The sequence below is a fragment of the Pseudonocardia sp. P1 genome (assembly GCF_000178675.2).
Taxonomy (GTDB): Bacteria; Actinomycetota; Actinomycetes; order Mycobacteriales; family Pseudonocardiaceae; genus Pseudonocardia.
The window spans coordinates 4,897,097-4,923,028 of the sequence record NZ_ADUJ02000001.1 but is presented as its reverse complement, the minus strand read 5'-3'; the positions used below and the strand labels follow the sequence as shown (position 1 = coordinate 4,923,028).

Annotated in this window: 33 protein-coding genes and 1 pseudogene; 15 read left to right on the top strand and 19 right to left on the bottom strand. The window is 74.0% G+C overall.

Annotated features, from left to right (window positions below; translation table 11 throughout):
- Window positions 1-17: 17 nt before the first annotated feature.
- From PP1_RS22760 to PP1_RS22745, 4 genes are all read right to left on the bottom strand, one after another.
- Window positions 18-1,016 (bottom strand): lysophospholipid acyltransferase family protein, encoded by a 999-nt coding sequence (locus tag PP1_RS22760; protein WP_083697220.1) that lies wholly within the window; start codon window positions 1,014-1,016, stop codon window positions 18-20.
- Window positions 1,013-1,801, bottom strand: a complete 789-nt coding sequence (locus tag PP1_RS22755; RefSeq protein WP_075315215.1) for a GNAT family N-acyltransferase — start codon at window positions 1,799-1,801, stop codon at window positions 1,013-1,015. Before PP1_RS22755 ends, PP1_RS22760 begins: the two co-directional genes overlap by 4 nt.
- A 189-nt stretch (window positions 1,802-1,990) precedes the next feature.
- Window positions 1,991-2,938 carry an electron transfer flavoprotein subunit alpha/FixB family protein gene (locus tag PP1_RS22750; protein WP_010232468.1) on the bottom strand — a complete coding sequence of 316 codons (948 nt, stop codon included), beginning with the start codon at window positions 2,936-2,938 and terminating at the stop codon, window positions 1,991-1,993.
- A gap of 47 nt (window positions 2,939-2,985) precedes the next feature.
- Window positions 2,986-3,771: an electron transfer flavoprotein subunit beta/FixA family protein gene (locus PP1_RS22745; RefSeq protein WP_010232469.1), complete on the bottom strand. Its 786-nt coding sequence runs from the start codon at window positions 3,769-3,771 to the stop codon at window positions 2,986-2,988.
- A 400-nt stretch (window positions 3,772-4,171) separates the two neighbouring features.
- Here PP1_RS22745 and PP1_RS22740 point away from each other — a divergent pair, with 400 nt between their 5' ends.
- A complete protein-coding gene (locus PP1_RS22740; protein ID WP_010232470.1) occupies window positions 4,172-4,465 on the top strand; it encodes a hypothetical protein in 294 nt (97 codons plus the stop codon).
- Window positions 4,466-4,546: 81 nt separating this feature from the next.
- Here PP1_RS22740 and PP1_RS22735 read toward each other — a convergent pair whose 3' ends face one another.
- Together PP1_RS22735 and PP1_RS22730 are read right to left on the bottom strand one after the other, a co-directional pair.
- On the bottom strand, window positions 4,547-4,816 hold the full coding sequence (locus tag PP1_RS22735; RefSeq protein WP_010232472.1) for a hypothetical protein: 270 nt from the start codon (window positions 4,814-4,816) through the stop codon (window positions 4,547-4,549).
- 350 nt (window positions 4,817-5,166) lie between these two features.
- Window positions 5,167-5,442, bottom strand: coding sequence for a hypothetical protein (locus PP1_RS22730; RefSeq protein ID WP_010232473.1), 276 nt, complete (start codon window positions 5,440-5,442; stop codon window positions 5,167-5,169).
- A 423-nt stretch (window positions 5,443-5,865) separates the two neighbouring features.
- Here PP1_RS22730 and PP1_RS22725 point away from each other — a divergent pair, with 423 nt between their 5' ends.
- The 3 genes from PP1_RS22725 to PP1_RS22715 are packed head-to-tail and all read left to right on the top strand — an operon-like array spanning window position 5,866 to window position 9,466.
- Window positions 5,866-6,648 (top strand): class I SAM-dependent methyltransferase, encoded by a 783-nt coding sequence (locus PP1_RS22725; protein WP_033199847.1) that lies wholly within the window; start codon window positions 5,866-5,868, stop codon window positions 6,646-6,648.
- Window positions 6,645-8,192 (top strand): 1,4-alpha-glucan branching protein domain-containing protein, encoded by a 1,548-nt coding sequence (locus PP1_RS22720; protein WP_010232475.1) that lies wholly within the window; start codon window positions 6,645-6,647, stop codon window positions 8,190-8,192. The genes PP1_RS22725 and PP1_RS22720 overlap by 4 nt, the downstream gene beginning before the upstream one ends.
- 32 nt (window positions 8,193-8,224) lie before the next feature.
- Window positions 8,225-9,466 (top strand): glycosyltransferase family 4 protein, encoded by a 1,242-nt coding sequence (locus PP1_RS22715; protein ID WP_010232476.1) that lies wholly within the window; start codon window positions 8,225-8,227, stop codon window positions 9,464-9,466.
- Between the two features lie 8 nt (window positions 9,467-9,474).
- Here the strand turns inward: PP1_RS22715 and PP1_RS22710 are convergent, their stop codons facing one another.
- Entirely contained in the window at window positions 9,475-10,182 is a 708-nt protein-coding gene (locus PP1_RS22710; protein WP_010232477.1) for an acyltransferase, read from the bottom strand.
- A gap of 75 nt (window positions 10,183-10,257) precedes the next feature.
- On the opposite strand from PP1_RS22710, the gene PP1_RS22705 reads away from it, so the two are divergent.
- Window positions 10,258-10,461 carry a hypothetical protein gene (locus PP1_RS22705; RefSeq protein ID WP_082398813.1) on the top strand — a complete coding sequence of 68 codons (204 nt, stop codon included), beginning with the start codon at window positions 10,258-10,260 and terminating at the stop codon, window positions 10,459-10,461.
- Window positions 10,462-10,500: 39 nt separating this feature from the next.
- Window positions 10,501-11,427, top strand: coding sequence for a nucleoside hydrolase (locus tag PP1_RS22700; RefSeq protein ID WP_010232479.1), 927 nt, complete (start codon window positions 10,501-10,503; stop codon window positions 11,425-11,427).
- 35 nt (window positions 11,428-11,462) lie between these two features.
- Here the strand turns inward: PP1_RS22700 and PP1_RS22695 are convergent, their stop codons facing one another.
- Window positions 11,463-12,032 carry a hypothetical protein gene (locus PP1_RS22695; protein ID WP_010232480.1) on the bottom strand — a complete coding sequence of 190 codons (570 nt, stop codon included), beginning with the start codon at window positions 12,030-12,032 and terminating at the stop codon, window positions 11,463-11,465.
- Window positions 12,033-12,195: 163 nt separating this feature from the next.
- Here PP1_RS22695 and PP1_RS22690 point away from each other — a divergent pair, with 163 nt between their 5' ends.
- Window positions 12,196-12,861 (top strand): TetR/AcrR family transcriptional regulator, encoded by a 666-nt coding sequence (locus tag PP1_RS22690; protein ID WP_010232481.1) that lies wholly within the window; start codon window positions 12,196-12,198, stop codon window positions 12,859-12,861.
- A gap of 99 nt (window positions 12,862-12,960) precedes the next feature.
- Here PP1_RS22690 and PP1_RS22685 read toward each other — a convergent pair whose 3' ends face one another.
- The gene (locus tag PP1_RS22685; RefSeq protein ID WP_010232482.1) at window positions 12,961-13,827 is read right to left on the bottom strand and encodes a ChbG/HpnK family deacetylase; all 867 of its coding nucleotides are present in this window, start codon (window positions 13,825-13,827) and stop codon (window positions 12,961-12,963) included.
- An 80-nt stretch (window positions 13,828-13,907) separates the two neighbouring features.
- On the opposite strand from PP1_RS22685, the gene PP1_RS22680 reads away from it, so the two are divergent.
- Window positions 13,908-14,681 (top strand): SDR family NAD(P)-dependent oxidoreductase, encoded by a 774-nt coding sequence (locus PP1_RS22680; protein WP_010232483.1) that lies wholly within the window; start codon window positions 13,908-13,910, stop codon window positions 14,679-14,681.
- 17 nt (window positions 14,682-14,698) lie between these two features.
- Here the strand turns inward: PP1_RS22680 and PP1_RS22675 are convergent, their stop codons facing one another.
- Window positions 14,699-15,469: a 2-phosphosulfolactate phosphatase gene (locus PP1_RS22675; RefSeq protein WP_010232484.1), complete on the bottom strand. Its 771-nt coding sequence runs from the start codon at window positions 15,467-15,469 to the stop codon at window positions 14,699-14,701.
- 273 nt (window positions 15,470-15,742) lie between these two features.
- Between PP1_RS22675 and PP1_RS22670 the strand changes: the two genes are divergently transcribed.
- The 3 genes from PP1_RS22670 to PP1_RS22660 are packed head-to-tail and all read left to right on the top strand — an operon-like array spanning window position 15,743 to window position 16,484.
- Window positions 15,743-15,877, top strand: a complete 135-nt coding sequence (locus PP1_RS22670; protein ID WP_255357010.1) for a hypothetical protein — start codon at window positions 15,743-15,745, stop codon at window positions 15,875-15,877.
- Between the two features lie 14 nt (window positions 15,878-15,891).
- Window positions 15,892-16,245 carry a hypothetical protein gene (locus tag PP1_RS22665; protein ID WP_139323950.1) on the top strand — a complete coding sequence of 118 codons (354 nt, stop codon included), beginning with the start codon at window positions 15,892-15,894 and terminating at the stop codon, window positions 16,243-16,245.
- 20 nt (window positions 16,246-16,265) lie between these two features.
- A complete protein-coding gene (locus PP1_RS22660) occupies window positions 16,266-16,484 on the top strand; it encodes a hypothetical protein (protein WP_010232487.1) in 219 nt (72 codons plus the stop codon).
- A gap of 296 nt (window positions 16,485-16,780) precedes the next feature.
- Here the strand turns inward: PP1_RS22660 and PP1_RS22655 are convergent, their stop codons facing one another.
- Window positions 16,781-17,332, bottom strand: a complete 552-nt coding sequence (locus PP1_RS22655) for a glyoxalase superfamily protein (RefSeq protein WP_202968871.1) — start codon at window positions 17,330-17,332, stop codon at window positions 16,781-16,783.
- Window positions 17,333-17,605: 273 nt separating this feature from the next.
- Here PP1_RS22655 and PP1_RS22650 point away from each other — a divergent pair, with 273 nt between their 5' ends.
- Complete coding sequence (locus PP1_RS22650) at window positions 17,606-17,767, top strand: hypothetical protein (RefSeq protein ID WP_010232490.1); 162 nt, start codon at window positions 17,606-17,608, stop codon at window positions 17,765-17,767.
- Between the two features lie 33 nt (window positions 17,768-17,800).
- Here the strand turns inward: PP1_RS22650 and PP1_RS31610 are convergent, their stop codons facing one another.
- Entirely contained in the window at window positions 17,801-17,884 is an 84-nt protein-coding gene (locus tag PP1_RS31610) for a hypothetical protein (RefSeq protein ID WP_369821694.1), read from the bottom strand.
- Window positions 17,885-18,172: 288 nt separating this feature from the next.
- Window positions 18,173-18,436, bottom strand: a pseudogene (locus PP1_RS22635) (potassium-transporting ATPase subunit KdpA); the annotation flags it as partial.
- 140 nt (window positions 18,437-18,576) lie between these two features.
- Here PP1_RS22635 and PP1_RS22630 point away from each other — a divergent pair.
- The gene (locus PP1_RS22630) at window positions 18,577-19,308 is read left to right on the top strand and encodes a DUF4118 domain-containing protein (RefSeq protein WP_249266043.1); all 732 of its coding nucleotides are present in this window, start codon (window positions 18,577-18,579) and stop codon (window positions 19,306-19,308) included.
- A 22-nt stretch (window positions 19,309-19,330) separates the two neighbouring features.
- Here the strand turns inward: PP1_RS22630 and PP1_RS22625 are convergent, their stop codons facing one another.
- A complete protein-coding gene (locus tag PP1_RS22625; protein WP_010232493.1) occupies window positions 19,331-19,909 on the bottom strand; it encodes a TetR/AcrR family transcriptional regulator in 579 nt (192 codons plus the stop codon).
- A complete protein-coding gene (gene lysA / locus PP1_RS22620) occupies window positions 19,906-21,237 on the bottom strand; it encodes a diaminopimelate decarboxylase (protein WP_010232494.1) in 1,332 nt (443 codons plus the stop codon). Before lysA ends, PP1_RS22625 begins: the two co-directional genes overlap by 4 nt.
- 323 nt (window positions 21,238-21,560) lie before the next feature.
- Between lysA and PP1_RS22615 the strand changes: the two genes are divergently transcribed.
- Both PP1_RS22615 and PP1_RS22610 read left to right on the top strand, forming a co-directional pair.
- A complete protein-coding gene (locus PP1_RS22615) occupies window positions 21,561-21,761 on the top strand; it encodes a multidrug ABC transporter permease (protein WP_010232495.1) in 201 nt (66 codons plus the stop codon).
- A 120-nt stretch (window positions 21,762-21,881) separates the two neighbouring features.
- Window positions 21,882-22,595 (top strand): DUF3159 domain-containing protein, encoded by a 714-nt coding sequence (locus PP1_RS22610; protein WP_010232496.1) that lies wholly within the window; start codon window positions 21,882-21,884, stop codon window positions 22,593-22,595.
- Window positions 22,596-22,652: 57 nt separating this feature from the next.
- On the opposite strand, the gene PP1_RS22605 is transcribed toward PP1_RS22610, so the two are convergent.
- The 4 genes from PP1_RS22605 to macS all read right to left on the bottom strand — a co-directional run bounded on the left by PP1_RS22605 (window position 22,653) and on the right by macS (window position 25,925).
- The gene (locus tag PP1_RS22605) at window positions 22,653-23,267 is read right to left on the bottom strand and encodes a helix-turn-helix transcriptional regulator (RefSeq protein WP_075314643.1); all 615 of its coding nucleotides are present in this window, start codon (window positions 23,265-23,267) and stop codon (window positions 22,653-22,655) included.
- Window positions 23,268-23,373: 106 nt separating this feature from the next.
- Window positions 23,374-23,979 (bottom strand): DedA family protein, encoded by a 606-nt coding sequence (locus tag PP1_RS22600; protein ID WP_010240155.1) that lies wholly within the window; start codon window positions 23,977-23,979, stop codon window positions 23,374-23,376.
- A gap of 93 nt (window positions 23,980-24,072) precedes the next feature.
- Window positions 24,073-24,744 (bottom strand): response regulator, encoded by a 672-nt coding sequence (locus tag PP1_RS22595; RefSeq protein ID WP_010240157.1) that lies wholly within the window; start codon window positions 24,742-24,744, stop codon window positions 24,073-24,075.
- A complete protein-coding gene (macS, locus tag PP1_RS22590) occupies window positions 24,741-25,925 on the bottom strand; it encodes a MacS family sensor histidine kinase (protein ID WP_010240160.1) in 1,185 nt (394 codons plus the stop codon). The genes PP1_RS22595 and macS overlap by 4 nt, the downstream gene beginning before the upstream one ends.
- Between the last annotated feature and the right edge of the window lie 7 nt (window positions 25,926-25,932).

Here is a 25,932-nt window from a genome sequence, read left to right as displayed (position 1 = left end):
CCCGGGGCCCGCGCGTGCTATCGCCCGTGCCGCACCCGGTCCCGCGCGCGGGCCGCCAGCGCCCGCCGGTCGTCCACCCCGGGCTCGACGAGCTCCCCGACCGTGACCTCGCAGACCAGCCCCGGCAGCCGCAGCACCCGGCCGACGGCGTCGCCGAGGGTCTGCTCGCCGACGAACGCGGCGGCCGTCGTCGGGCGGCCGTCCGTGGTGGTGACGGAGACCGTCACCGGCCGGATCGCGACGCCCGCGTCGATCGCCGCCTGGAACGGCGCACGCCGGTAGTCGCCGCGCACGGCCCCGCACCAGGTCGTCGCCTCCGGGAACACCCCGACCAGGGTGCCCTCGCGCAGCGCGTCCGCGGTCGCCGCGACCGTGCCGGGCAGCCGGGACAGTCCCTCCCGGTCCACGAACAGGGTGCCGATCCGGGTGGCCAGCAGGCCGATCAGCGGCCAGTCGCGCACCTCCCGCTTGGCGAGCATCGTGACCGGGCCGATCGCGCCGAGCGCCGGGATGTCGATCCAGGACGTGTGGTCGGCCACGACGAGTGCGCCCCGCCCGTCGGCGGGGCGCAGCGGCCCGCCGCGGACGACCAGCCGCACCCCGGCCGCGCGCAGCACCGCCCGGTGCAGGGACCGCAGGACCGCGCCGAGCACCCGGGCGCCGAGCAGCGCCGCGGCCGGGACCAGCGAGACGGCGGCGACGAGCACGGCCAGCAGCAGGACGGTGCGGTAGACCAGCCGGAACCGTCCGGTCGTCGCACGGGCCGGCAGGCAGTCGTCGGGGGTGCAGGGCGACCAGGTCGCCCAGGGCCCGCCCGGGCGGCGCACCGACGCCGGTTCGGCCGGGTGGGTCGGGTGGTCGGTGTGGTCGGGGGCGGTGGGGACCGGGGTGCGCAGGGCCGCGCGGGCCGGGTGGTGCGCCGGGGTGCGAAGAGCCGGGGGCGGCCCGGCGGTACGGGCGGCGCCGGCGGCGCCGGCGGTGCCGGCGGTGCCGGCGGTGCCGGCGGTGAGCGTCATGCCGCGGGTCCCGCGGCCGCCCCGGCACCGTCCGACTCGCCGAGGAAGAACCGCAGGTAGCGCTGGTCGATGTGGTCCATCCCCAGCAGCACCGGGAAGTCGGCGACGCCGAAGTCCGGGTCGTGGGCCGGCGGCCCGCACACCCACGTCCCGAGGCGCAGGTAGCCGCGCAGCAGCGGCGGGATCGTCGTCGTGCGGTGCCGCGTGGCGCCGGCCGGGTCCCAGCCGCGGCGCGGCGTCGTCCGGTACTCGGGCGGCGCGAGGTGCTTCGCCCGCACCCGGTCCCAGACGCCGGCGGCCTGCGCGCCGCCGTCGTCGAGCGGGACGCTGGCGCAGCCGATCAGCCAGCGGTGCCCGGTGAGGAACATGTAGCGGGCGATGCCCGCCCACGCCAGCCCGACGACGGCACCGCCCCGGTGGTCGGGGTGCACGCAGGACCGGCCGGTCTCCACCAGCTCCGGGCGCAGCGGGTCCAGCGCGGTGAGGTCGAACTCGGCGTCGGCGTAGAGACCGCCGGCCGCGCGCGCCCGGTCGGGCGGGAGCATCCGGTAGGTGCCGACGATCTCGCCGGTCGCGTCCTCGCGGACGACGAGGTGGTCGCAGAACTCGTCGAAGCGGTCGACGTCGCGGCCGGGCACCGGGGTGTCCAGCGTCGCGCCGATCTCGTCGGCGAACACCCGGTGGCGCAGCGCCTGCGCCGCGGCGACGTCACCGGCGTCGGTCGTGAGCAGCAGGGAGTACCGCCGGGCCGCGGTCTCCGGGGTCGAGACGATCACCTGGTTCACGCGGGTGTTGGTACCGGCCGCGCGCGACACCCGGACGGTTCCGCGTCGACACGGCGGTGGCGGCCACGTGAACGCCGCCCGACTCACCCGTCCGCGGTGTCGTCGCAGGTAGGAGCAGGTGAACGGGCCTCCCACACACGACGACGCCCGGGTGCACCAGGCACCCGGGCGTCGTCGTGGGACGAAGCGTCAGCTCTTGCGCTTCGTCACCTCCTCCTGCAGCTGCGGGGCGACCTTGAACAGGTCACCGACGATGCCGTAGTCGGCGATCTCGAAGATCGGTGCTTCCTCGTCCTTGTTCACCGCGACGATCGTCTTCGAGGTCTGCATCCCGGCCCGGTGCTGGATCGCACCCGAGATGCCCAGCGCGATGTAGAGCTGCGGCGACACGCTCTTACCGGTCTGCCCGACCTGGAACTGCGGCGGGTAGTAGCCCGAGTCGACCGCCGCACGCGAAGCGCCCACGGCCGCACCCAGGGAGTCGGCCAGACCCTCCACGACGGTGAAGTCGTCGGCCGAACCGACACCACGACCACCCGAGACGATCACCGTCGCCTCGGTCAGCTCCGGACGCGACCCACCGGTGATCGGCTCACGACCGGTCACCGTGGCCTGACGCCCGGACGGCGCCGGGACCTCGACGGTCTCCCGCGCACCCGCACCGGCCGAGGCCTCGATGTCGACCGCACCCGGACGCACCGTGATCACCGGGTGCTCGGTGTTCGCCTTCGCCTCCGCGGTGTAGGCACCACCGAAGATCGAGTGCTGGACGCCGTCGGCGGTCACGCCGACCACGTCGGACAGCAGCCCGGAGTTCGTGCGCACCGCCAGCCGGCCGGCGACCTCCTTGCCGTTGGCCGCCGCGACGACCAGCACCGCCGCCGGGCCCACCGACCCGACCAGCGACTCCAGCACCCCGACCTCGGGGGCCAGGAAGTCGGTCGAGTCGGTCTCGGCGACGTAGATCTTCTCCGCGCCGTGCTCGGCCAGCCCGTCGGCCAGCTTGTCCGCCACCCCGGCGGCACCCACCACCACGGCCGAGGGCGCACCCAGCGCCCGCGCCGCGGTCAGCATCTCGTAGGTGGTCTTCTTGATCTCCCCGTCGGTGTGGTCGACGAGTACCAGGACCTCTGCCATGTCGTATGTCTCCAATTACGAAGAAGAAGCAGGAACCGAAACCCGGATCAGATGAGCTTCTGACCGACCAGGAACTCGGCGATCTTCGCCCCGCCGTCGCCCTCGTCGGTCACCTTCTCGCCGGCCTGCTTCGGCGGCTTCGGCGCCGAGCTGGTCACCGTGGTCAGCGCGTTCGCCAGACCCACCTCGGAGGCGTCGATCCCGGCACCGGCCAGATCGAGGCTCTCCACCGGCTTCTTCTTCGCCGCCATGATCCCCTTGAACGAGGGGTAGCGCGGCTCGTTGGACTTCTCACCGACCGCGACCACCGCCGGCAGCTCCGCCGACAGGTGCGTCACACCGTCGTCGGTCTCCCGCTTCACCGTCACCGTCGACCCGGACACCGACAGCTCGTTCGCCCACGTCAACGCGGGCACACCGAGCAGATCGGCGACCATCGCCGGCACCGCGGCGATCTGACCGTCCGAGGCCGAGTTCCCGGCGATGACCAGGTCCCAGCCCTCCTGACGGCCGATCAGCTTCGTCAGCGCGCGAGCGGTCTGCACCGCACACGAACCGTGGATCGCCTCGTCGGACAGGTGCACCGCGGAGTCCGCGCCCATCGACAACGCCTTGCGGATCGCGTCCGTGGCGCGGTCCGGGCCGATCGACACGACCACGACCTCGCCCTCGCCGGCCGCCTCCTTCACCAGGAGGGCCTGCTCCACGGCACGCTCGTTGATCTCGTCGATGACCGCCTCGGTCCCCTCACGGTCGAGGGTGTGGTCGGAGTCGGACAGCTTCCGCTCCGAGTAGGTGTCGGCCACCTGCTTCACCAGGGCCACGATCTTCATAGGACCTCTTCGACCTCCTGCCGCGGCGGCCTGGGCTCGTGCACAGGCCGCGTCGTCCTCGTCCAGCGGGCCGGTCCCGGTGGTCCGGGGCCGTACCCGCATCGCGTCACCGTGACGGTGCTGCGCCGCGCGCTCCGGCAGGAGCGGGGGTGGGCCGCGGCGTCGCGCCCGCCATGTAGCCGATGACTCTGCCAGCGTCGTGCCGTAATGGCACGCCGTGCCACTGTGACGTTCATTGTTACCAACGAGTAGCCACCTGGCAAACGTGCCGGCGCCGTGACCGTACTCACGGGCGGCACTCGTCACCGTCGTCACGCACGACGTCACACCGCGCGTCCGCGGGACGGGGGACGGGTTTCGCTACCGTCGGCACCTCACGCACCGGCAGGAAGGAGCCGACGTGCAGGTGACGGGGTTCGACGACCGTCTGGGAACCGGCTACGTCCTGAGCACCGGCGCGCACGCCGACGAGGACGTTCCGGGCAGCCGGACGGTCGAGCACGACGGGACGACGGTCCGCGCGACCGAGGGTCTCGCCGCGATGCTCGAGGACGCGCTGGCGTACCGGCCGACCACCCGTCTGGGGTGGGGCGGGCCGGAGGTGCCGCTGACGCTCGACGACGGCACGCTGCTGGCGTGGCTGCGCAACGACGTCGGCGGCGTCGTGTCCGTGGCAGGTGAACCGACCGGGTGACGACGGCGGCGTAGCGCGCCCCGGGAGCCCGTGCCGCCGGCGCTCAGCCGGCCCGGCGGTGCTCAGCCGGCCCGGCGGTGCTCAGCCGGCCCGGCGGTGCCGGCCGCGCCGCGGTGCCGCGGGGACGGGCGCACCGGCCCCCTGGCACTCGGACCCGGCGGCCGTCTCGAGGCCGGAGGTCGGCGCCGTACGGGTGGGCAGCAGTGCGCGCAGCATGTCGGCCAGTGCGGCGTCGTCCATGCCCTGCAGGTCGAGGTCCTCGTCGCCCAGCACCCCGGAGACCAGCCACGACCCGGTCCGGCCGGTGATCGTGAGGGACAGCATCCCCTCGTCGGTGAGCGTCTCGCGCATGCTGTGCGTCCTCCTCGGCGTCGGGTCCCCCGATCCGAGGACGTCCGGGAGGGCCCGGACGTTGCCCTCCGCGTCCGGATTTCCGCACCGGAGCCGTCGCCACGCCGCGCCGCACACCTTCGCGGGCACCCGCACATGTTCGCCGGTAGCCGCACAGGATCGCGGGCAGCCGCACAGGTTCGAAGTCGTGCGGCCGCCCCCGAACCTGTGCGGCAGCGCCCAGGCTGTGCGGCTACGCCCGAGCTATGCGGCTGCGCCCGAGCTATGCGGCTGCGCCCGGGCTATGCGGCTGCGCCCGAGCTATGCGGCAGCGCTCGGCCTGTGCGGGAGCGCCCGAGCCGGTGCGGCCGCTACGGGGCGATGGCGCGTCGCCGAGCGTGCAGCTCGGCCACCTCCGGCACGTCGCGGAACCCGTCCAGCGCGTCGTCCAGCTCGATGGCGCGCCACGCGTTCGACGGGACCAGCACACCGGCGTCGAACGCGAGCACACCGAGTGCCGCGGCCTCGTCCGGGCGCCGGGCGCGGGCCAGGATCAGACCGAGGTCGAGGCGGGCCGTGGCGAGCCTGCGCGGCGGGCGGCTGGCATCGCTGAACAGCCCGCCGGGCCCGACCTGCCGTCGCTGCATCGCGACTCCGTGACCCCGAGACATCGCCGCGAAGCGAACCGCACAGGTTCACCTGCCCCCGCACCGGTTGGAACCTGTCCGACGGCCCTCGAACCTGTGCGGGAGCGCCTCAACCTGTGCGGCTGTGCGGGCGGTAGGGCGCTCGGTGGTCGAGAGTCCTGTGCGGCTGCGCCCGAGCCTGTGCGGCTGCGCCGGGTCCTGTGCGGCGCCCCGGGCAGGTGCGGCGTGTCCGGGCGGGTGCGGTGCGTCCGGGAGGGTGCGGCCAGCCCGGGCGTACGCGGGGCGGGGCCGGTCTGACACCGTTCCGAGCGTGAGCAGCCACCCGTCGGCCGGTCCGTCCACCGGCCACACCTCCCCTGATCGACTCGGCGTCACCGGCGACGACCGTCGTCCGGAAGCGGCGAACGGCGCGGGGTGCGGGCGATGACGGACGTGGGGGCCGACCGGGCGGATCACCTGCCCCTCACCGGCGAGCGGACCGTGCCGGGGCTCGCCGTCGAGAACTACTGGTTCCGCCGCCACGAGGTCGTCTACGAGGCGATCGCCGCGGACTGCGACGGCGTGACGGTGCTGGAGGCCGGCTGCGGCGAGGGCTACGGCGCGGACCTGCTCGCCGGTACCGCGCACCGGGTGCTGGCCCTCGACTACGACCCGGCGACGGTCGCGCACGTCCGCGCCCGGTACCCGCGTGTGGTGGTGGCACGGGCGAACCTGGTGGCGCTGCCGCTGCCGGACGCCTCGGTCGACGTCGTCGTGTCCCTCCAGGTCATCGAGCACCTGTGGGACCAGGAACGGTTCCTCGGCGAGTGCCGCCGGGTGCTGCGCCCGGGCGGGAGGCTGCTGGTCTCGACCCCGAACCGGATCACCTTCTCCCCCGGCCGGGACACCCCGCTGAACCCGTTCCACACCCGCGAGCTCGACCCGGACGAGCTGGCCGGAATGACCCGCGACGCCGGGTTCGACGATGTCGGCGTCCGCGGCCTGCACCACGGTCCGCGGCTGCGCGCGATGGACGAACGCCACGGCGGCCTGATCGAGGCGCAGACCGCGCTCGCGCTTTCCGGCGAGCCGTGGCCGGCGGAGCTGACCGCCGACGTCGCGGCGGTCCGGGCCGCGGACTTCGAGCTGCACGACCGCGACCTCGCGGGGTCCCTCGACCTTCTCGTGTCGGCGACGACCCGCACGACCCACGCGGCCCGCCCGTGACGGACGCGCGAGTCGGCACGTTCTGCCTGGTCCTGCACTCGCACCTGCCGCTGCTGGCCCGGCACGGGCGCTGGCCGGTGGGCGAGGAGTGGCTCTACCAGTCGTGGGCGCAGTCGTACCTCCCGGTGGTGGCGACGCTGCGGGAGCTGGCCGCCGAGGGGCGTGGGGGGCTCGCCACGCTCGGCGTGACCCCGGTGCTGGCCGCGCAGCTCGACGACCCGTACTGCCTGCGCGGGGTACACGACTGGCTGGGCGGCTGGACGCTGCGGGCGCACTCCGCCGCCGGACGGCTGCCCGATCTCGCCGCGCACGAGCACCGGCTGTCGACGACGGCGACGGCCGAGTTCGAGGCGCACTGGCGGCACGGCGGCTCGCCCGCGCTGCGGTCGTTGCGGGACTCCGGCGCCGTCGAACTGCTCGGCGGGCCGGCCGCGCACCCGTTCCAGCCGCTCCTGGACCCGCGGGTCCGGCGGTTCTCGCTGCGCGCCGGCCTGGCCGACCACGCGCTGCGACTCGGGTCGCGTCCGGCCGGGATCTGGGCGCCCGAGTGTGGCTACGCGCCGGGGATGGAACACGACTACGCGACGGCGGGCGTCGGCCGGTTCCTCGTCGACGGCCCGGCGCTGCGCGGGGACACCGCCCTGGCCCGCCCCGTCGGTGACTCGGACGTCCTCTGCGTGGGCCGCGACCTCGACGTCACCTACCGGGTGTGGTCGCCGCGCAAGGGCTACCCGGGCTCCGCCGAGTACCGCGACTTCCACACCTGGGACCACGCGTCCGGGCTCAAACCGGCCCGGGTGACCGGCCGCCGGGTGCCGTCCGAGCGGAAGAAGCCGTACTCCCCCGACCTCGCCGCCCGGGCCGTGCAGCGGGACGCCCGGGACTTCGTCGACACCGTCGTCGCCCGGCTGCGAGCGCTCCGTGGGACGACCGGGCGGCCCGCGCTCACCGTCGCGGCCTTCGACACGGAACTGTTCGGGCACTGGTGGCAGGAGGGTCCGGACTGGCTCGCCGCGGTGCTGCGGCTGCTGCCCGAGGCCGGGGTCGCGGTGCGGACGCTCGGCGGCGCGATCGACGACGGCCTCGTCGGCGACCCGGTGACGCTGCCGGAGTGCTCGTGGGGGTCCGGCAAGGACTGGCGGGTCTGGGCGGGGCCGCAGGTCGCGGACGTCGTCGCCCGCAACGACGACGTCCAGCGCGACCTGCTCGCCGGCGTCGACACCGTGCTTCCCGGCGACGGCCCGCTGCTGCGGCCCGATGCCCGCGACCCGCTCGCGGACCTGCTCGTCGACCAGGCGCTGCACGCGCTGTCCAGCGACTGGGCGTTCATGGTCAGCAAGGACTCCGCGGCGGACTACGCCCGGTCCCGCTCCGCGACGCACGCCGGGCGGGTCGCCGAGCTGTCCGGCCTGCTTCGCGCGGGACGGCGACGCGCGGCCGGACGCCGCGCCGCGCACTGGACGGACGCCACGGCGCCGGTGTTCGGGCACGTCGACGCCCGGGACCTGGCCGCGCCCGGAGGACTCCCGACTACCCGGGGGTAACCGGCCCCGGCGGCGTTTGCCAGGATCTCCGGATGCGGGTGCTGATGGTCAGCTGGGAGTTCCCGCCGGTCGTCGTCGGCGGGCTGGGCCGGCACGTGCACGCGCTGGCCCGCGAGCTCGTCGTGCTCGGGCACGAGGTCGTCGTGCTGTCGCGGGCCCCCGCCGGGACCGACGCCGGCACCCACCCGACCGTCACGGACACGGTCGACGGCGTCCGGGTGCTGCGCGTCGCGGAGGACCCGCCGCACCTGGAGTTCGGCACCGATCTCGTCGCCTGGACCCTCGGCATGGGGCACGGCCTGCTGCGGCACGCGCTGACGGCGCTGCTGCCCGGCTGGCGGCCGGACGTCGTGCACGCCCACGACTGGCTGGTCGCGCACCCGGCGATCGCGCTGGCCGACGTGCTCGGCGTCCCGCTGGTGACGACGCTGCACGCCACCGAGGCCGGACGGCACTCCGGCTGGCTGCCGGGCCCGATGAACCGTCAGGTGCACTCCACCGAGTGGTGGCTCGCCCAGCGGGCGGACGAGGTGATCACCTGCTCGTCCGCGATGCGGGCCGAGGTGGCCGCCCTCTACGACCTCGACGCCGACGACGTGCACGTGGTGCACAACGGCATCGACCCCGGTCGCTGGCGCACCCGCGGGGCCGCGCCGGTGCCGTCGTCGTCCGGGCCGCGGTTGGTCTACTTCGGACGGCTGGAGTTCGAGAAGGGCGTGCAGGACCTGATCGCGGCGCTGCCCCGGATCCGACGCCGCCACCCCGGCACCCGGCTGCTGGTCGCCGGGACCGGGACGCAGGCCGCCATGCTGGCCGAGCGCGCCGCCGCGCACCGCGTCAGGCGGTCGGTGGACTTCCTCGGCCACCTGCCCGACGCCGACCTGACCGCGCTGCTGCGCGCCGCCGACGCCGTCGTCCTGCCGAGCCGGTACGAGCCGTTCGGGATCGTCGCGCTGGAGGCCGCCGCCGTCGGGGCGACGCTCGTCGCCTCCACCGCGGGCGGGCTCGGCGAGGTCGTGCGCGACGGCGAGACCGGCCTCGCCTTCACACCCGGAGACCTGCCCGGCATCGCCGACGCCGTCGACCGGGCGCTCGCCGACCCGCGGGCCGCCCGGCGCCGGGCACGCGCGGCACGGGCACGGCTGCGGACCGACTTCGCGTGGCCGACGATCGCCGAGCGCACCGCCGCCATCTACGCCGGTGCCCGGGCGGACGGCCCGCACGACCTGGCCCGACCGAAGATCCCCACCGGGAACCTGTTCGACCGGTCCTGAGCCGGGCCTCAGGCCCGGTCGAGCCGGGCGCGCAGGGCCCGGTCGGCCTTGCGGGCCATGTCCGCGACGGCAGCGCGCTCGGCGGCCGCGGCCTCGAAGTCCGCCCGGCGGTCCCGCACCACCCGGGCCGGGCTCCCGACGGCGATCGACTCGGCCGGCAGGTCCCCGCGGGCGACGGCGTGCGCGCCCAGCACGGAGCCGGAGCCGATGCGGGTCCCGCGCAGCACCGAGGTCTTCACCCCGAGCCAGCAGCCCTCGCCGATCCGCACCGGCGACTTGACGATGCCCTGGTCCTTGATCGGGCGGTGGACGTCCTCCGTGCGGTGGTCGAAGTCCGTCACGTACACCCAGTCCGCGACCAGCGTCGCCGCGCCCACCTCGACGTCGAGATAGCAGTTCAGGGTGTTGTTCCGGCCGAAGACGACCTTGTCGCCGATCCGCATCGATCCCTCGTGGCAGCGGAGCGCGGTGCCGTCACCGATGTGCACCCAGCGCCCGATCTCCAGGCGGCCGAGGCCGGGGCGGGCCTCCAGCGTCACGCCCTTGCCGAGGAAGACCATCCCGCGCAGCACGACGTGCGGGTGCCGGACCCGCAGCACCAGCAGCCGCCAGTACCGCCGCAGGTACCAGGGGGTGAAGGCGCGGTGCCGCAGGATCCAGCGCAGCGAGGTGAGCGTGAACAGCCGGGCCTGCTCCGGATCGTCCTGCGGTCGCACGGACCCGACCCTAGGCGTGTGCGGTGCGCGCTCCGCGGGTACCTCCGCCTGCACACGACGACGGGAGGCACCCACGTGACCGAGCACCGCGAGCCCGACGACGGATCCGACGTCGGTACCGGCGAGCTGACCTCCGGCGGGACCGGGACGGTCCGCGAGGAACGCGACCACGAGGGGAACCCGCGCCCGGCGGGTTCCCCCGACGACTCCGGCGTCACCGGGGCGGCGGCCGCCGAGCTCGACGCCGAGAACGAGGACGAGCCCACCCGCAGCGAGTGAGTCCGCGGGGGTGCCGCGGTCCGGCCGTACCCTGCCGGGGTGCCCCCGTTGATCATCGACACCGACCCGGGCGTCGACGACGCCGTCGCGCTCGTCCTCGCCCTGCGGAGCCCCGAGGTGGACGTCCGCGCGGTCGTCGCGGCGTTCGGCAACGTCGGGCTGGACCGCACCCTCGACAACGCCGGACGGCTGCTCGCACTGACCGGCCGCACCGACGTGCCGCTCGGGACCGGTGCCGAGCGGCCGCTGGTGCATCGGCTGGAGCGCCGGGCCGGTCACGTGCACGGCGAGGACGGCCTCGGCGGGCGCGCGGCGCACCTGCCCGATCCGGTCGCGCCGCGCCCCGGCTCCGGGATCGAGCTGATGGCGCAGGTGCTGGAGGACACCACCGAGCCCGTCACCATCGCCTCGATCGGCCCGCTGACCGACACCGCCCTGCTCCTCGCCACGCATCCCGAGCTCACCGGCCGGATCGGCCGGATCGTCGTCATGGGCGGGGCGATCGGCGGCGGCAACGTCACCGGCGCCGCCGAGTTCAACGTCCACGCCGACCCGGAGGCCGCGCACCGCGTGCTCACCCAGGACCGGGTGCCGGTCGCGCTGGTACCGCTGGAGACGACGCTGGGCTGCGCCGCCGGCCCGGAGTGGCTCGACGCGCTCGCCGCGGGCGACGCGGTGTGCGCCGAGCTGCGGGCGATGATCGCGCCCTACCGCGACTTCTACCGCGACCGGTACGGCCGCGACGCCGTCGCACTGCACGACGCCGTCGCCCTGCTGGAGTGCGTCGCGCCCGGGTCGCTGACGGCGACGCCGACACCGCTGACCGTGGACACCGGGTTCGGCCCGGCGCGCGGGGCGACCGTGCCGCACCGGGCTCCGGAGGCGACGACGCCGCCGGTCGACGTGCTGTCGGCGCCCGACGTTCCGGCCGTCCCGGACGCGGTCCTGGACCGGCTGCGCGGCTGACCCGCGACGGAGACGGAGCAGCTCCGGGGAAGTCGTCAGCCGAGACTCGCCAGCAGCGGCAGCGCGACGGGTCGCATGAGTCTCACGCGGCGCGACCATCCCGTCCGGCACACGCCGGAGCCGACCGATGCCGGGGCGGTACCGGACGTATCACGACTCCCTGCGGCCCGGTCGCTCGTCAGCCCCACGGCGTTGTCGAGCAGGTCCTCGATCAGGGCGTCGTGCAGCGGTTCGATGACCAGGTGCCACATCAGCACGACTCCGGGCGAAGGGTCGACGAGCTGCAATTCGTGCCGGAGGAGAGATCGTGCGGCGCTGACCGGATGCAGCTCGAACCGGTGGTGCCCGCGGGGCTCGAGGGTGAGGCTGGGGAGGAAGGTGAAATGCAGGAGCCGTCCGGGCTCGTACTCCGTGAGCCGGTAGTGGATCGGCCCGTGCCGGCCCTCGACGCCGATACCGATGGCACCCTCGAACTCGATCGCCGGCCAGTCCCGGTGAGGCCAGAGACGGTCGGTCGAGCTTCCCAGGCCGTCGAGAGACGGCGCGAGCACCTCGCTCCCGGCAGGAAGGGTTCGCTCGTGCCTGTTGACGATCGTGGTCGTCATGGGCTCGGCAGCGACTGTCCATGAGCCGCTCCGCCGCGACCTTCGCCGTCTGGCCGGTGTCGCGTCGCGCAGGCCCGTACCCGCATCGACATCACGTCCCCTCCCTGGCTGTAACATCGTTACAAGTCGAGTACTGTAACGGCGTTGCAGGTTGGAGAGCAAGATGAGTCGCGCCGAACGCGCCACCCGCAAACGTGAGCAGCTGATCGACGCGGCAGCTCGGGCACTGGAGGAAAAGGGGCCGCAGGCACTCAACGCCCGCGGGCTCGGCAAGGACATCGGCGCCTCGACCTCGGCGATCTACCACCACTTCGGTGACATGCCCACCCTGCTGCGTGCCGTCGTGGATCTCGGGTTCGACCGTCTGGATCAGACCCTCGCCGCCGTCCCCTCCACCGAGGACGCGATCACCGACATCGCCGGTCTCGCCCTGGCCTACCGGGCCGCGGCGCGCCGCGGCCCGCACCTGTACGACCTGATGTTCGGGCTCTCCGCGCCCGGCGGGCAACGCCCCACTCCGTCGCCCGGGATCTCCGCAACCCAGGGCCCCGCCCGCCAGGCGTTCCTGCACCTCGTTCATGCGGTGGAACGCGGTAGCGGTCAGGGCCGTCTACGTGGCGTTCCGGCAGAGCCGGTCGCAGCGCAGCTGTGGAGCATGCTGCACGGTTACGTCGGCCTCGAGCTCTCGGGTTTGTTCGACGATCTCTCGGATCCGCTCGGAGAGGTGCTCCTCCCGATGGGTACGAACCTCATCATCGGGCTCGGTGACCACCCAGAGGACGCGCGCCGTTCGGCTGCCGCCGCTCTCCACCCCCACCCTCGCAGGTAACGGCGCTGGGCGGCCGAGCACGGACGGCCCCGTGATCCGTGTTCGCTCGACCGTCATGCCATGGCGAGTAGCGCCGCGGAGAAGTCCCGGCCGCTCGCATCACGAACTCCCGACCCCCCTGTCACGCCACAGGCGCTGGAACGGACGGTAGTCCACCAGCGTGATGCCCTCTTGGCAGATGACCTCGGCGGCTCGGGGCGAGGTGAGGAACTCGTAGTCGGTCGTTCGGACGGCCAAGCCGTGCGGATCGCGGGTTCGCGCTCCGGCGTGGTGGACGGCTGGATGGACCGCCCACTCCGTGAGTCCTGGCCGCAGATCGCGCAACATCTGTTCGTACAGAGACGCCTTCCTTCCGGGATCGATGGTGAAGCTGTCGACGAAAGGATGATCGACGACGGGAAGCCCTGCTTCCCGTGGGCGGACGAGATTGGTCGGGAGCCACACGCGAACAGCCAGTCCGTACTGCTCGGCGAGGTCCGTGGCGACCGCCAGCAGGTCGGGCCGTCCCCCATCCGCAAGGCAGTGGAAATCCAGATGGGTGGGACGCAGGCCTCCGTCCATGACGGTGGCGATCTGAGCACGGAACTCGATGGCGACCTCCTCCGTACGAACCCGCCGGAGAACATCCGCGGCGTCGGCATGCAGCGGGAAGCGTCCCCGTTCGTCGACCAGTGATGACACCTCGTCAGCACCGGCCTGCGGTCTCCAGTCGTCCGCGGGATGGTCCCGGACCAGGGTGAGGTGGATCCCGAACGGAATGTCCGGCCGGTGTCGGAGGACGCCGATGGCCTCGTCGGTGCCGGGGCACATGGTCATCAGACTGGTTGATCGGGCGATGCCGTGGTCGAGTGCCGCGAGGATTCCGCGGTTGACGGCGGGATGCATCCCGAAGTCGTCAGCGTTGATCAGCAGGACCCGAGCACACGGGCCGAGACCCAGGATCTCCGAAGCCAAGGGCTCGTGCATCGTTCGACCCTCGCTCGCCGGTCAACCGGATATCGCAGCATCGCCCCCGGGTCCACCTCGCGGTCGGGATGATGGCGCCCATGGTCTCGTCGTACGTCGTCACCGGCGCCGGCCGCGGGGTCGGTCGCGCCATCGCCGAGAAACTGCTCGCCGAGGGCCACGCCGTCGTCGTCCTGGAGCGGGACCCCGACGAGGTCGGCTGGACCCGCACCCACCCCGCAGGCGACCGGGTCGCCGCCGTCACCGGGAGCGCAGGCGACCCGGTGATCGCAGAACGCGCGGCCGACCTCGCGGAGCGGACGGGCGAGCTCGCGGGCTGGGTGAACAACGCCGCCGTCTTCCGCGACGCCGACCTCCACACAGGACCGCCGGAGGATCTCGTCGCGCTGGTCGACGCGAACCTCGCACCGGTCCTGGTGGGCTGTGCCGTCGCGGTGCGCCGGTTCCGGGACCGCGGCACGGCCGGGTCGATCGTGAACGTGTCGAGTCACCAGGCACAGCGCGCGGTACGAGGCGCACTTCCCTACGCGACGGCGAAGGCGGCCGTCGAGGGACTGACCCGTGCCGCCGCCGTCGACCACGGCCCCGACGGGATCCGGGTCAACGCGGTCGCCCTGGGCTCGATCACGACCGACCGCTACGAGGACCTGCTCGACCGGCAGGGCCCCGAACTCGCGGCCCGGACGCGGCAGGAGATGGGCGAGATCCATCCACTGGGCCGTGTCGGGCGCGCGGAGGAGGTCGCCGACGCCGTGGCCTACCTGCTGTCCCCCGCCGCCGCCTTCGTCAGCGGGGTCGTGCTGCCGGTCGACGGCGGGCGGGCCGCCCGGGGCCAGGATCCCGAGTCACGGTGACCCGCCGGCGTCCGGGGTCAGCTCGCGAGGAACGCCTCTCCGCTCAGCAACGGGACGGACTCGCTGTGATCGAGCTCGGCGGCCGTCCGCACGTCGTCCTGGTAGCCGAGGTCCACCAGCTCACGGCCGCTGGCGCAGTGACGTAGCGCCCTGCCGAGGTCGCCGGCGACCGCGTCGAAGGTTCCGACCGCCGACCTGGCCTCCGGCGACAGGTCGTCCCAACCCCGTGCGACGAGCGCTTCGATCAGCGCTCCGGCTCCCCACTGGTCCTCGACGGCGGGGCGGAGCGCACCGCCGGGCCACCGCTCCCCTGCGGCGATCACTGCCACCCGCAGGGCCGGATCCGTACGACGACGGCGGCACAACCACTCCGCGGCGGCCTGCCGGTTACGGAGACAGACCCCGATCACCTCCGTCGAACCGGAGGCGAGCCGCGCGGAGATCGTCGAACCGTTCGGCGAGGGCAGGACCAGGCGCGACGGCGACGGCCGCGCGGTGCGGACGCTCGCCGGGGACAGGCTGATCTCTCCCGGCCGGGCCCGGGAACGGCCCACGGCGAGAACCGCGCCGCGCTCCGCCGCGTACGTCGCTGCCGCCGCGTCGCGCCACCGGTACGGGTACACCGTGATCCCGCGGTCCGCGGCGACCGTGAGCGTCGTGGTGAAGCTGAGGACATCGACGACGACCGCCACGTGGCACCCCGGACCGAGCGCGTCGGCTCCCGCCGCACCCCACTCCAGGCCCACCCCGTACGACGGCTGCCGGTGCGCGTCGTCGATCCGGTCCACGACCAGGACGGTAGTGCCGGCCGGCCGCAGTCTCGAACAGCTCAGCCGCAGCCGGACCGTTCGTCCGGCATCGCGATCCGGTCGGGCCGGGCCTCCGAGCTGATCGTTCAGGTCGTGCGCCGCTGTGCGGTCGGGCCGGCAGAGCTCGAATCACTGCCGTCTAGTCCGGGGTAGACAATTCCAACTCTGGTTGTCCGGTGCGGGGTAGACCACAGTCGTGACGAGGCGAGAGACATCGTGAAGCGCATCAGCCGCGAGGCGGAGCGCCGAAGCGTGAGTTTCGGCCTCGACCGCGAGGGCGCCGAGCACACCGTCTACCGGATCGGGACGACGATCAACCCGATCCCACGTCATCGCGAGGTCGACGAGTGCGAGACCGAACTGGGGAAGGGCTGGTGGCGGACATGAGCTACACCGTCGACGTGAGCCGCGCCGACAAGGTGTGGCACGTCCACGTCGTCGAGATCGACCGTGTCACCCAGGCCCGCACCCTGGCCGAGGTGCCGGAGATGGCCATCGATCTGATCTACATCATGACCGGCGAGTCCGACGCGGCGCTCGACGTCGAGGTGGATCTGCCCGAGACCGCGGCGAAGCACCTCGCCGAGGCTCGGCGACTGCGCCGCGTGGAGTCCGAGGCTCGGTCCGCCGCGGCCACCGAGCTCCGTGAAGCGGCGGTCGAGCTGAAGCGACAGGGCCTGTCGATGCGGGATCTCGGTGACGCCATCGGGGTCTCGCATCAGCGCGCCAGTCAGCTCACGAGCGGCCGGACGTAACTGCGATCAGGAGAACGACCGTGGCACAGGACGACGACCACGGGTCGACGGGTGACCGCGACGGACCACGCGAGCTACCGGTCGGCTGGGTGACCCTGATCTGCCTGGCCCTCCTGGCCGGAGTGGCGGGGCTCGGGATGCCGACATGGGCGATCGCGGTCCTCGCCGTGCTCCTACTGTTCGCTGCCGCGACGGACGCGTACCGGTGGAGGCTGCGCCGCCGCCCACGGTCGGACTGACCGTGGCGCGGGACCGGCGGTCGTGTCGCGCTCCCGGTCGACGACGACGCCGTCGACCTCGTGGTCTGCACCCTGCGCTCGCCGCCGGTGCCGGGCTCGTGCTCCGCGACCACGCCCCGGTCTCCGACGGCCGTACCCTCCTCGAACTCGGGCCCGCCTGAATCGGTAGCCGCCCGGTGGTCCCGGCGTGGGCAGACCCAGGGCCGCGCCAGGACGTGGTCGACGTCCTGCAGCTCCACACGCCGGGCTATCGCAACTGCGATGGTCCGGCGCACCCGAGTTTCGGCGTCACCGGGTCAGTCCGCCTCGCAGAAGCGCAGGGTGTTCCCCGACGGGTCGATGACGGTCAGGGTCGGGCCGCCCGGGGCGTCCTGCTCGATCCCGGGCCGCATCGACGGGTGCGCCGTCCGGCGCAGCTCCCGGTGGAGCGCCGTCACGTCGGCCACCGGTACCCACACGGCCGAACCGGGAGTTCCGTCGCCGTGGTGCTCGGACAGGTCGAGCCTCGTCGCCCCACGGGCCAGGCGGGCGTAGATCGGCATGCCGGGTTCGAACCGGTGCTCCCACTCGACGACGAACCCGAGGTGGTGCAGGTAGAACGAGCGGACGTCGTCGAAGCGCTGGACGCGCAGGATCGGAACGGGCGCGCCGAGCCCCGCAGCGTCGTCCCGGCTCCGGTCCAGGACCGCGCTCGCGGTGTTCCAGTCACGGAACCCGAGCTGGTGAGCGACCAGTTCCAGCGCGCGGGCATGGCTGATCATGACGTGCTGCTCCGCAAGATCGGCTCGCAGGGAGCGGGCCGCTGCCTTGGCAGCGTCGGTGGTGAGGTCCATCGTCGGCCTGTCCACGGTGTCATCGGTCCAGTGCCCGCGTTGCTGGACGGACACCGCTGGAACGCCGGCGACGACCGTGGTCGGTGCGTTCACCACGCCTGACGGCGAGCGGGCGGCAGGCCGCACCGGGCCTCGGCGATCGAGCCTAGCCGGGGTGTCCACACCGGCCCGCACGACCCGCCCGCCCCGTCGGTCGGCACCGGGACCGGCGGCCCACGCCCGGGATGTCGGTACCGTTCGGGTGACCGGGGCCCGCCCGGACCTCCGGACGAGAACCAGGAGAGATGAATGCCCGGCCTGTTCCAGAAGGTGTCCGAGTTCCTCAAGAGCCCGCAGGGCAGGAAGTACGCCGACCAGGCGAAGCGCTACGCGCAGGACCCGCGCAACCGGGCGAAGGCGCAGGAGACCCTGAAGAAGGTCTTCGGCGGGAAGGGCCGCGGCCACCACTGACGCCGCCGGACGGCTCGTGCCCGTCCCCTCCGGTCACCGCTCGAACCGGTATCCCATCCCGGCTTCGGTGATGAGGTATCGGGGAGCGGCGGGCACGGGCTCGAGCTTCCGCCGGATCTGGGCGAGGTGGACCCGGAGAGAGTGCGTCTCGGTGTCGTAGGAGGGCCCCCCACACGTCGTGCAGGATCTGCCGACGGTCGACGAGCCTTCCCTGGTTGCGGACGAGAGGTGCCGAGCACGAGCTGGGTGGCGTTGACCCCGCGGGCGAAGTCCAGCAGCGCCCGGGTCACGGCGCCGGCCTCGCCGTCGCCGACGACGGCGTGGAAGGTGGCACCGGCGTCGTCGGCGAGGGTGCGTGTGCGGTCGACGGAGCCGACCGGACCGGCGGTGAGGCCGCCGCCGCGCAAGGAAGATCTCGACGATGTTGGTGAACGGGTTCGGGTTCTCGAACGGGTGCGCGGAGTTGGCGTTGAAGATCCCGCCCCCGTTGGTGCCCAGCTCCTTGACCGCCTCCTGCGACGCGGCCGGGGCCAGGGGAAGTGTGTGGGTCGCACCGTCCACACCGGTGACCTCGACGCCCGCGCGCAGCGGCTGCACGACCCCGCCGGCGACGAGCACGATCGCGGCCACCGCGGCGAGCGGGACCATGATCCGGACGGTGCCGCGGGTCCACTCCGTCGGGACTCGTCACGGGTGAACGGGCGCCGGGACCGGGCACCGCGATACCCGTCAACATCCCGTCAGCAGGGCTTGTCCCGGGTCACGCCGAGGGCTGTGCTGGTCCGATGCCGGCGACCGGGAGCACGACGATGAGATGGGCCGGCGCGGTGGGCCCCGTGGTGGTCGCCTACGGCGCCGGCGAGCTGCGCGCGGTGCTCGCCAACACCAGCGCCGCGCTGGTACTCGTGCTCGTGATCGTGGCGACCGCGGTCGCCGGGGACCGCGTGGCCGGGCTGCTCGCTGCGGTCTCCTCCGCCGCGGCGTTCGACTTCTTCCTCACCGTGCCCTACTACGCCTTCGCGATCCGCACCGCGGCCGACATCGAGACGGCCGTGCTGCTGCTGGCGATCGGGGTCGCCGTCACCGAGATCTGCTGGTGGGGGCGTCGCCACCGGTCACGGTCGGAGGGCAGGCAGAGATACCTGGAGGGGGTCGCGCACGCCGCGCGGATGGCGGCGGACGGCTCGTCCGCCCGGGACCTGGTGGCCACGGTCGAGTCGATGATCGTCGAGGTGCTCGACGTGGACGGGGCCCGCTACGAGCACGGGCCGGTGGGTACCGGGGACGCCCCTGGTAGCCCGGTGCTGCATCGCGACGGTTCGCTCACGTGGGGGCGGCGCCGGATCGACATGGCACGGGAGGGGCTCCCGACCATGGACGTGATCGAGCTCCCGGCCGGGAGCGGCCCCGACGACGGGCGGTTCCTGCTCACCGCGAGCACCCGGGTGCGCCGGCCCGGCCCGGAACAGCTGCTGGTCGCGGTCACCCTCGCCGAGCAGGTGCGGGCCCCCGGGAACCGGGACGAGCACCCGGGGGCATGAGCGGGCGCGGCCCGGCCCTCGTTCACCGCGCCCCCGGACGGTGCTCGCACGGTCCGCCGAGCAGCAGCGCGTCCACGGCCTCGGCCAGTGCGCTCGCCGGGCCGGTGCCGGTTCCGGTTTCGTGTGGGGGTAGGGCGCCGTGGCGGGCACCGTGGCCGACGAGCAGGACCACATCGGCGTCCGCACGGGACCTGGATTCCTCGCGCAGCGCGGTGCGCCAGGCCTGGAGCGCCGCGCGGTGGACGCTCCCGGCCTCGGGGTCGGCGGCGTCGCGCAGCCGGGTGACGGCGACGAAGGTGCGGTTGAGCGGGGACGCCTCGGCGAGGCAGGTGCCCAGGTAGTGGCGCACCCGCCCGGCCGGGGCGGCCCGCATGAGACTCAGGTCGAGCGCAACTCGATCCTCCAGGCGCCGGCAGAGTGCGTGCACCAGCGTCGCGTGGGACGGGAAGTGGTGGAGCAGCCCGCCCTTCGACATCCCGGCGCGGTGCGCGACCGCGGCGGTCGTCGCGCATCGCGGCCCCCCGTCCAGCAGGACGTGCTCGAAGGCGTCGAGCAGCAGTTCGCGCGGCGGTGCGGCCGCCCGGCCGGTCGTGAGCGTCATCCGATGTCGCGACGCAGGAGGTCCTCGGGGGTGTCGCGGCGCAGTAACGGCAGCGTCGCACCGCCACTGACGGCGACCACCGGGACGCGGGGGATCTGGTTGTAGGTCGAGGCCATCGACGCCTGGTAGGCCCCGGAGACCGGCATCGCCAGCACGTCACCGGCCGTGAGGTCCGCGGGGAGCCGCACGGCGTCGGCGAGGACGTCGGTGGACTCGCAGTGCCGCCCGGCCACCCGCATCGGCTCGAGGTCGGCCCTGGTGGCGCGTCCCACGAGCCGCACGGGGTAGCGGGCACCGTAGAGGGCCGGGCGGGGATTGTCGCTCATGCCACCGTCCACCAGCACGGTGCTGCGACCGCCGCTGCGCTCGACGGCGGCGACCCGGTAGAGCGTCACACCGGCGCGCGCGACGATCGCCCGGCCGGGTTCGACCAGCAGCTGCGGCTCGACGATGCCGTGGGCAGTGCACGCACCGGAGACGGCCCGGCGCACCGCGCGGCCGAACGACACCGGGTCGGTGGACCGCTCACCCTCGGCGTAGCCGACGGCGTGACCGCCACCGAGGTCGAGCTGGGGCAGTTCGAGGCCGTAGCGGGCCCGGACGGCGGCGAGGACCTCGACCATCCGGGTCGCGGCGGCCTCGTAGCGGCTGATGGAGCAGACCTGGGAGCCGAGATGGCAGTGCAGGCCGATCAGGCGCAGCTGCGGACGCGCCAGGATCCGGCCGACCGCGGCGAGGACCTCCCCGGCGGCAATGCCGAACCAGGAGTCCGCGGTGGCAGTCGTCAGGCCCGGGTGGGTGCGGGCGTCGATGTCGGGACGTACCCGCAGCAGCACCTTCTGGCGGCGTGGCGCCGCAGCGGCGATGCGGTCGATCTCACCGACGGAGTCGATGACGATGCGCCCGACCCGGGCGGCGAACGCGGCCTTGAGGTCCTCGTCGGTCTTGACGGTGCCGTGCAGCAGGATGCGCTCACCAGGGACCCCGGCGGCGGCCGCGACGGCGACCTCGCCGCCGGAGCAGGCGTCGATCGAGCATCCCTCCTGGGCCACCAGGCGCGCGGTGCCGCGGCAGAGGAACGCCTTCCCGGCGTAGATGATCTCCGCACCGGGGAGCGCGTCATGGTAGGCACGGCAGCGCGACCGGATGTCGGCGCTGTCGAGGACCTGCAGCGGGGTGCCGAAGCGGTTGGCGAGCTCGTGGACGTCGACGCCGCCGATACGGAGGTCCCCGGCGGAGGTGGTCCGGGACGTGGACGGCCAGATCCCCGGCTCGAGGCGGGCGTTGAGCGTGGTGCGCAGCGACGGGACCAGTTCGGCGAGAGTCACCGGATCTCCTGTTCGGCGAGGCACCCCGGGGTGGGGCGCGCTACCTCCCGTTATGCGCCTCTGCCCGGCCGGTGACCGCCGGCCGAGCACGATGTTTGCGCCCCGGCGGCCAATCCTTATGCCGGACCCGGGCGGAAGGGCCACCTTCGCCGAAGGACTCGACAACGTCGATCCACGTCGGGACGGACCATGGCGGACGACACCGGTCGCAGCGCGCCCGGAGGCTGGTCGTTCCCGGGACCGGCGCGGCCGTGGGCGACCTCGGAGGAGACTCCGACGACACCGGATCCCGAAGGGGCGGCTGTCGACGGTCGACCGGTGTCGTGCCCGCCGGGTTGCGCTGGTTCGCCGAGTACCAGCCCTTCACCCCGGTCATCGACACCCTGCGGGCACTGCTGGGCGCCCCCGGGGACGCGGTCGACCTGGGCACCAGCGCCTCCCTCGCCGTCGGGTGGTGCCTGTCCGTCACAGCGGTCGGTTATCTGTGGTCCCGGCGGCTCTACGACGCCCGCTCCGACCGCTGAGGCCGTCGAACCCGCCTTCATCATGTGATGTAGATCACGATCGGGTTGAGGGTGCCGGAGCGGCACACCTTCTGCTGGGGACAGCTCACCCCGCTCCCCGTCGGAAGAGGTTCGAAGACCATGACCGTCCAGGACCACGCCCCCCACCGCATCGACGACGTGGCGACCCGGCCGATCCCGGTGGTCCCCGCCGCAGCGGACACAGCCGACGCCACGGCGGCCACCGGGCAGCCGAAGCCGACGCTGCTCGACCAGATGGGCGGCCCGATGGGGTTCGTCTACTCGACGCTGCCCGTCGTGGTCTTCGTGACCGCCAACGCGTTCCTGTCCCTGCCCCTGACCATCGCGATCGCAGTCGGCTCCGGCCTGGCGCTGACCGTCTTCCGGACGGTGCGCGGCGAGAAGCTCACCGCAGCGGCGGGCAGCCTGGCCGGCGTCGCCGTCGCCGCCGGGGTCGTGGCCTGGACCGGCTCGGCCAAGGACTTCTTCCTGATCGGGATCTGGGCCGCGGCCGCCGGCTTCCTCGTCACCTTCGGCTCCGTACTCGCCCGGCGCCCGCTGAGCGGTCTGGTCTGGAACGCCGTGCACGGCGGCACCCACGACTGGCGCGGCGACCGGACCGTCCTGCGCGCCCACGACGTCGCGACCCTCGCCGCCGCCGCCGTCTTCGGCGCCCGCTTCGTCGTCAAGGAGTGGCTGTACCTCGCCGACTCCACCACCTGGCTGGCGATCACCAAGGTCGCGATGGGCACCCCGCTGACCGTGCTCGCCGCCCTGGTCGTGGTCTGGGCCTTCCGCCGCAGCACCAAGCAGCTGATCGACACCCCGGCCTGATCCACCGGCACCACCGACCGGCCCGGCCGACGCACCCCGTCGGCCGGGCCGGTCTCTCTAGGCGAGACCGTGCTCGATCGCGCGCCGGACGAGCGCACCGCGACCGGGCACGCCGAACTTGCGCAGCAGCCGTTGCACGTGGTTCTCCACGGTGCGCGGCGAGAGCACCAGACGGCCCGCGATCTGCTTCGCGGTGAGCCCCTCGACGACCAGCCGCAACACCTCCGACTCGCGGGGGCTCAGTGCGGGCACCGCGACCGCCGGTGCCGCCACCGACTCCAGGACCACCGCGGCGAGCCCCGGGGAGAACGCGGGCCGCCCGGCCGTGGCGGCCGCGGCGATGCCGGCCAGCTCGGCCGGGTCGTCGGTCGCCGCGACGCCGGTGGCGCCGGCGCGGACGGCGTCGAGGACGAGGGTGTGGTCGGCGCCGGGCTCCACGACGGCGAGGACCGGGATCCCGGGGGTGCGGGCCAGCACCGCGGCGATCGCGGCGAGCCCGGCGTCGCGGGCCCCGAGCCCGACGACGACGAGCGACGGCGCCAGCCGCGCGACGGTCGCGGCCACCGCCTCGGCGGGCCCGTGCCCGGCCCGGGCGACGACGTCGGCACCCGCGGGAACGGGTGCGGCCCCCACGACGACGACTCCGGTACGGACGGTCTGGTCGTCGCGCACGTGCAGGTCTCCCGTTCCGTCCGCTCGGCCGGACGGAACAGCTTGGCATGCCGCGCAACGCATCGGGGACGCCCGAACGGGCGCCACCCCTCCGGGCGTCGTGCCGTCAGCGCACCGTCGCGAGCCGGCGGGCCCGGACGATCCGGCGGGCCAGCCCGGCGGTGGCGGCGACGATCGTCGCGAGCACGAACCCTGCCAGCACCGACAGCAGCGGGTCGCCGCGGGTGAAGGGCCCCACGAGCACCCCGATCCCGGTCATCCAGGTGCTCCAGACGACCGAGCTGGCCACCGTCGCCGGCAGGAACGCGCGCAACGGGAGCCGGACGCGGCCCGCCGCCGACACGCTCGCGAGCCGGCCACCGGGCAGCAGGCGGGTGGCCACGAGCGCGACGACCGGGCGTCGGTGCAGGTGGCGGTGCACCCAGGCGCCGATGCCGTCGTCGCGCCGGGGGCGGCGCACCACCGCGTTCGACGAGCGGCCCGCACCGTAGAGCAGTCCGTCACCGAGCAGCGACCCGAGCAGCGCGGCGCCGAACAGGGCCGCGATCCGCCAGCGGTCACCGTCGGCGAGGGCGGTCGCCGTGGCGCTGAACAGCACCGGCTCGCTGGGCAGGAACGGCAGCGGCCCGTCACAGATCACGGCGAGCGTGAGCAGCGGCAGCAGCCAGGGGCTGTCCAGCACGTACCCGATCATCGCGGTCGGGTCGGTCACGGGCGTCTCCGGGCGGGAGCGTCGTTCGGGGGGCGCCTCCGAGTGTGCCGGGTCCCGTGACCGGATCGTGACCCGGGTGTCCCCCGCGCCCGGTCAGTCGGCGAGGCCCTGCTCGATGGCGTAGCGGACGAGCTGGCTGCGGTTGTGCAGCTGCAGCTTGCGCAGGGTGTTCTGCACGTGGCTCTCCACGGTGCGGTGCGAGACGACGAGCTTCGCCGCGATCTGGCGGGCCGTCATGCCCTTCGCGACGAGCCGCAGCACCTCGGTCTCCCGCTCGGTGAGCGCGGGCACCGCAGGCGAGCCGTCGGCGGGCTTCGGGGTCTCGGCGAGACGTCGGTACTCGCCCAGCACCAGCCCGGCGAGCCCGGGCGTGAACACCGCGACGCCGCGGGCGGTGCGCCGGATCGCCTCCAGCAGCTCGTCGACGCCGGCGGACTTCACCAGGTAGCCGAGCGCGCCCGCCTTCACCGCCTCCAGGACGTCGGCGTGCTCGCCGGACGCCGACAGCACCAGCACCCGCGAGTCCGGGCTCCGCTCCGCGATCTCCGCGATCGCCTGTACCCCGGACGTCGCACCGAGGTTGAGGTCCATCAGGACGACGTCGGGCCGCACCGTGCCCGCGATCCGCACGGCGGCCGGGGCGTCCGGCGCGGTGGCGACGACGTCGAACCCCCGCTCGGTCAGGTCCCGTGCGACGCCCTCGCGCCAGATCGGGTGGTCGTCGACGACCATCACCCGGATCGGCGTCTCCCCGCCCTCGGTCATGTGTCCCCCCGTTCGAGCCTGATCACCCATTCAGTACCGATCTCGGGCCCGGTGTCCAGGGTCAGCGCACCGCCGACGTCCTCGACCCGGCCGCGGATGGACCGCGAGACCCCCATCCGGCCCTCGGCCACGGCCTCGGCGAGCCGGCCGTCGGGGATGCCGGGACCGTCGTCGCGGACGCTGACCTCGATCGCGCGGGGCAGCTCCTCCAGCAGGATCCAGGCCCGCGCACCGGGCCCCGCGTGCAGCGCGACGTTGGCCAGCGCCGCGCGGACCGCGCCCTCCACCTCGTCGACGACGAGGGCGGCCAGCTCCACCGGGTGGCCCGGCGCGGAGACCGTCACGCGGTCCGACGCCAGGATCCGCAGCGCGGCACCGAGGTCCCGCCGACCGGACGCGTCGGTCGTCCCGGGGCCGGACAGCAGCGCGCGCAGCGAGGTCTCCTGCTCCGCCGCCAGCAGCCCGAGCTCCGCCGCGCCCCCGCCGAGCTCGGCGCCGCGGCGCTGGACGTGCGCCAGCACCTGCAGGACGCCGTCGTGCACCGCGCGGGTGAGCCGTTCCCGCTCGGCGGCCGCCGCCTGCTCCGCGGCGAGCCTGCGCAGCCGGGCCGCGGTGCGTTCCAGGACGTGCGACGCGAACCCGACGGTCAGCCCGGCCAGCACCAGCAGCTGGATGTCGCCCAGCTCGAGCGCGCCGAAGCGCTCCTTCGACAGCACCAGCGCGGCCGAGATCGCCGTGGCGGCGAGCACCCCGCCGCGGATCCGGAACGCGACCGCGCAGGCGAGGACCGCGCCGGAGGTCCAGATCGAGCCCATGCCGGGCGCACCGTCGTCGAGGTGGGCCCGGGTGACGATCCACGGGGTCGTCGCCATGATCGCGACGCAGACGGCGAGATCGGCGAGTGCGAGACGGCCCCGGCGGTCCGGGCTGCCGGGCAGGCCGCCGAGGTAGCCCCAGGACGTCACGGCCGTCCACACCGTCATCACCAGCAGCACGCCGAGCGCGGCCAGCGGCAGCACGTAGCCGGTGCGCAGGTGGTAGAGCGTGATCCCGACGACCGTGAGCAGCGTCAGCAGCCGGTAGGCGATGATGCCGCGCCAGAACGGCTCGAGCGGGTGCTCCACGTCGACGAGTGTGGCGTCCCGCGCCCGTGACCGGGCCCGTTCCGGCAGGCTGGTCATCGCGCGG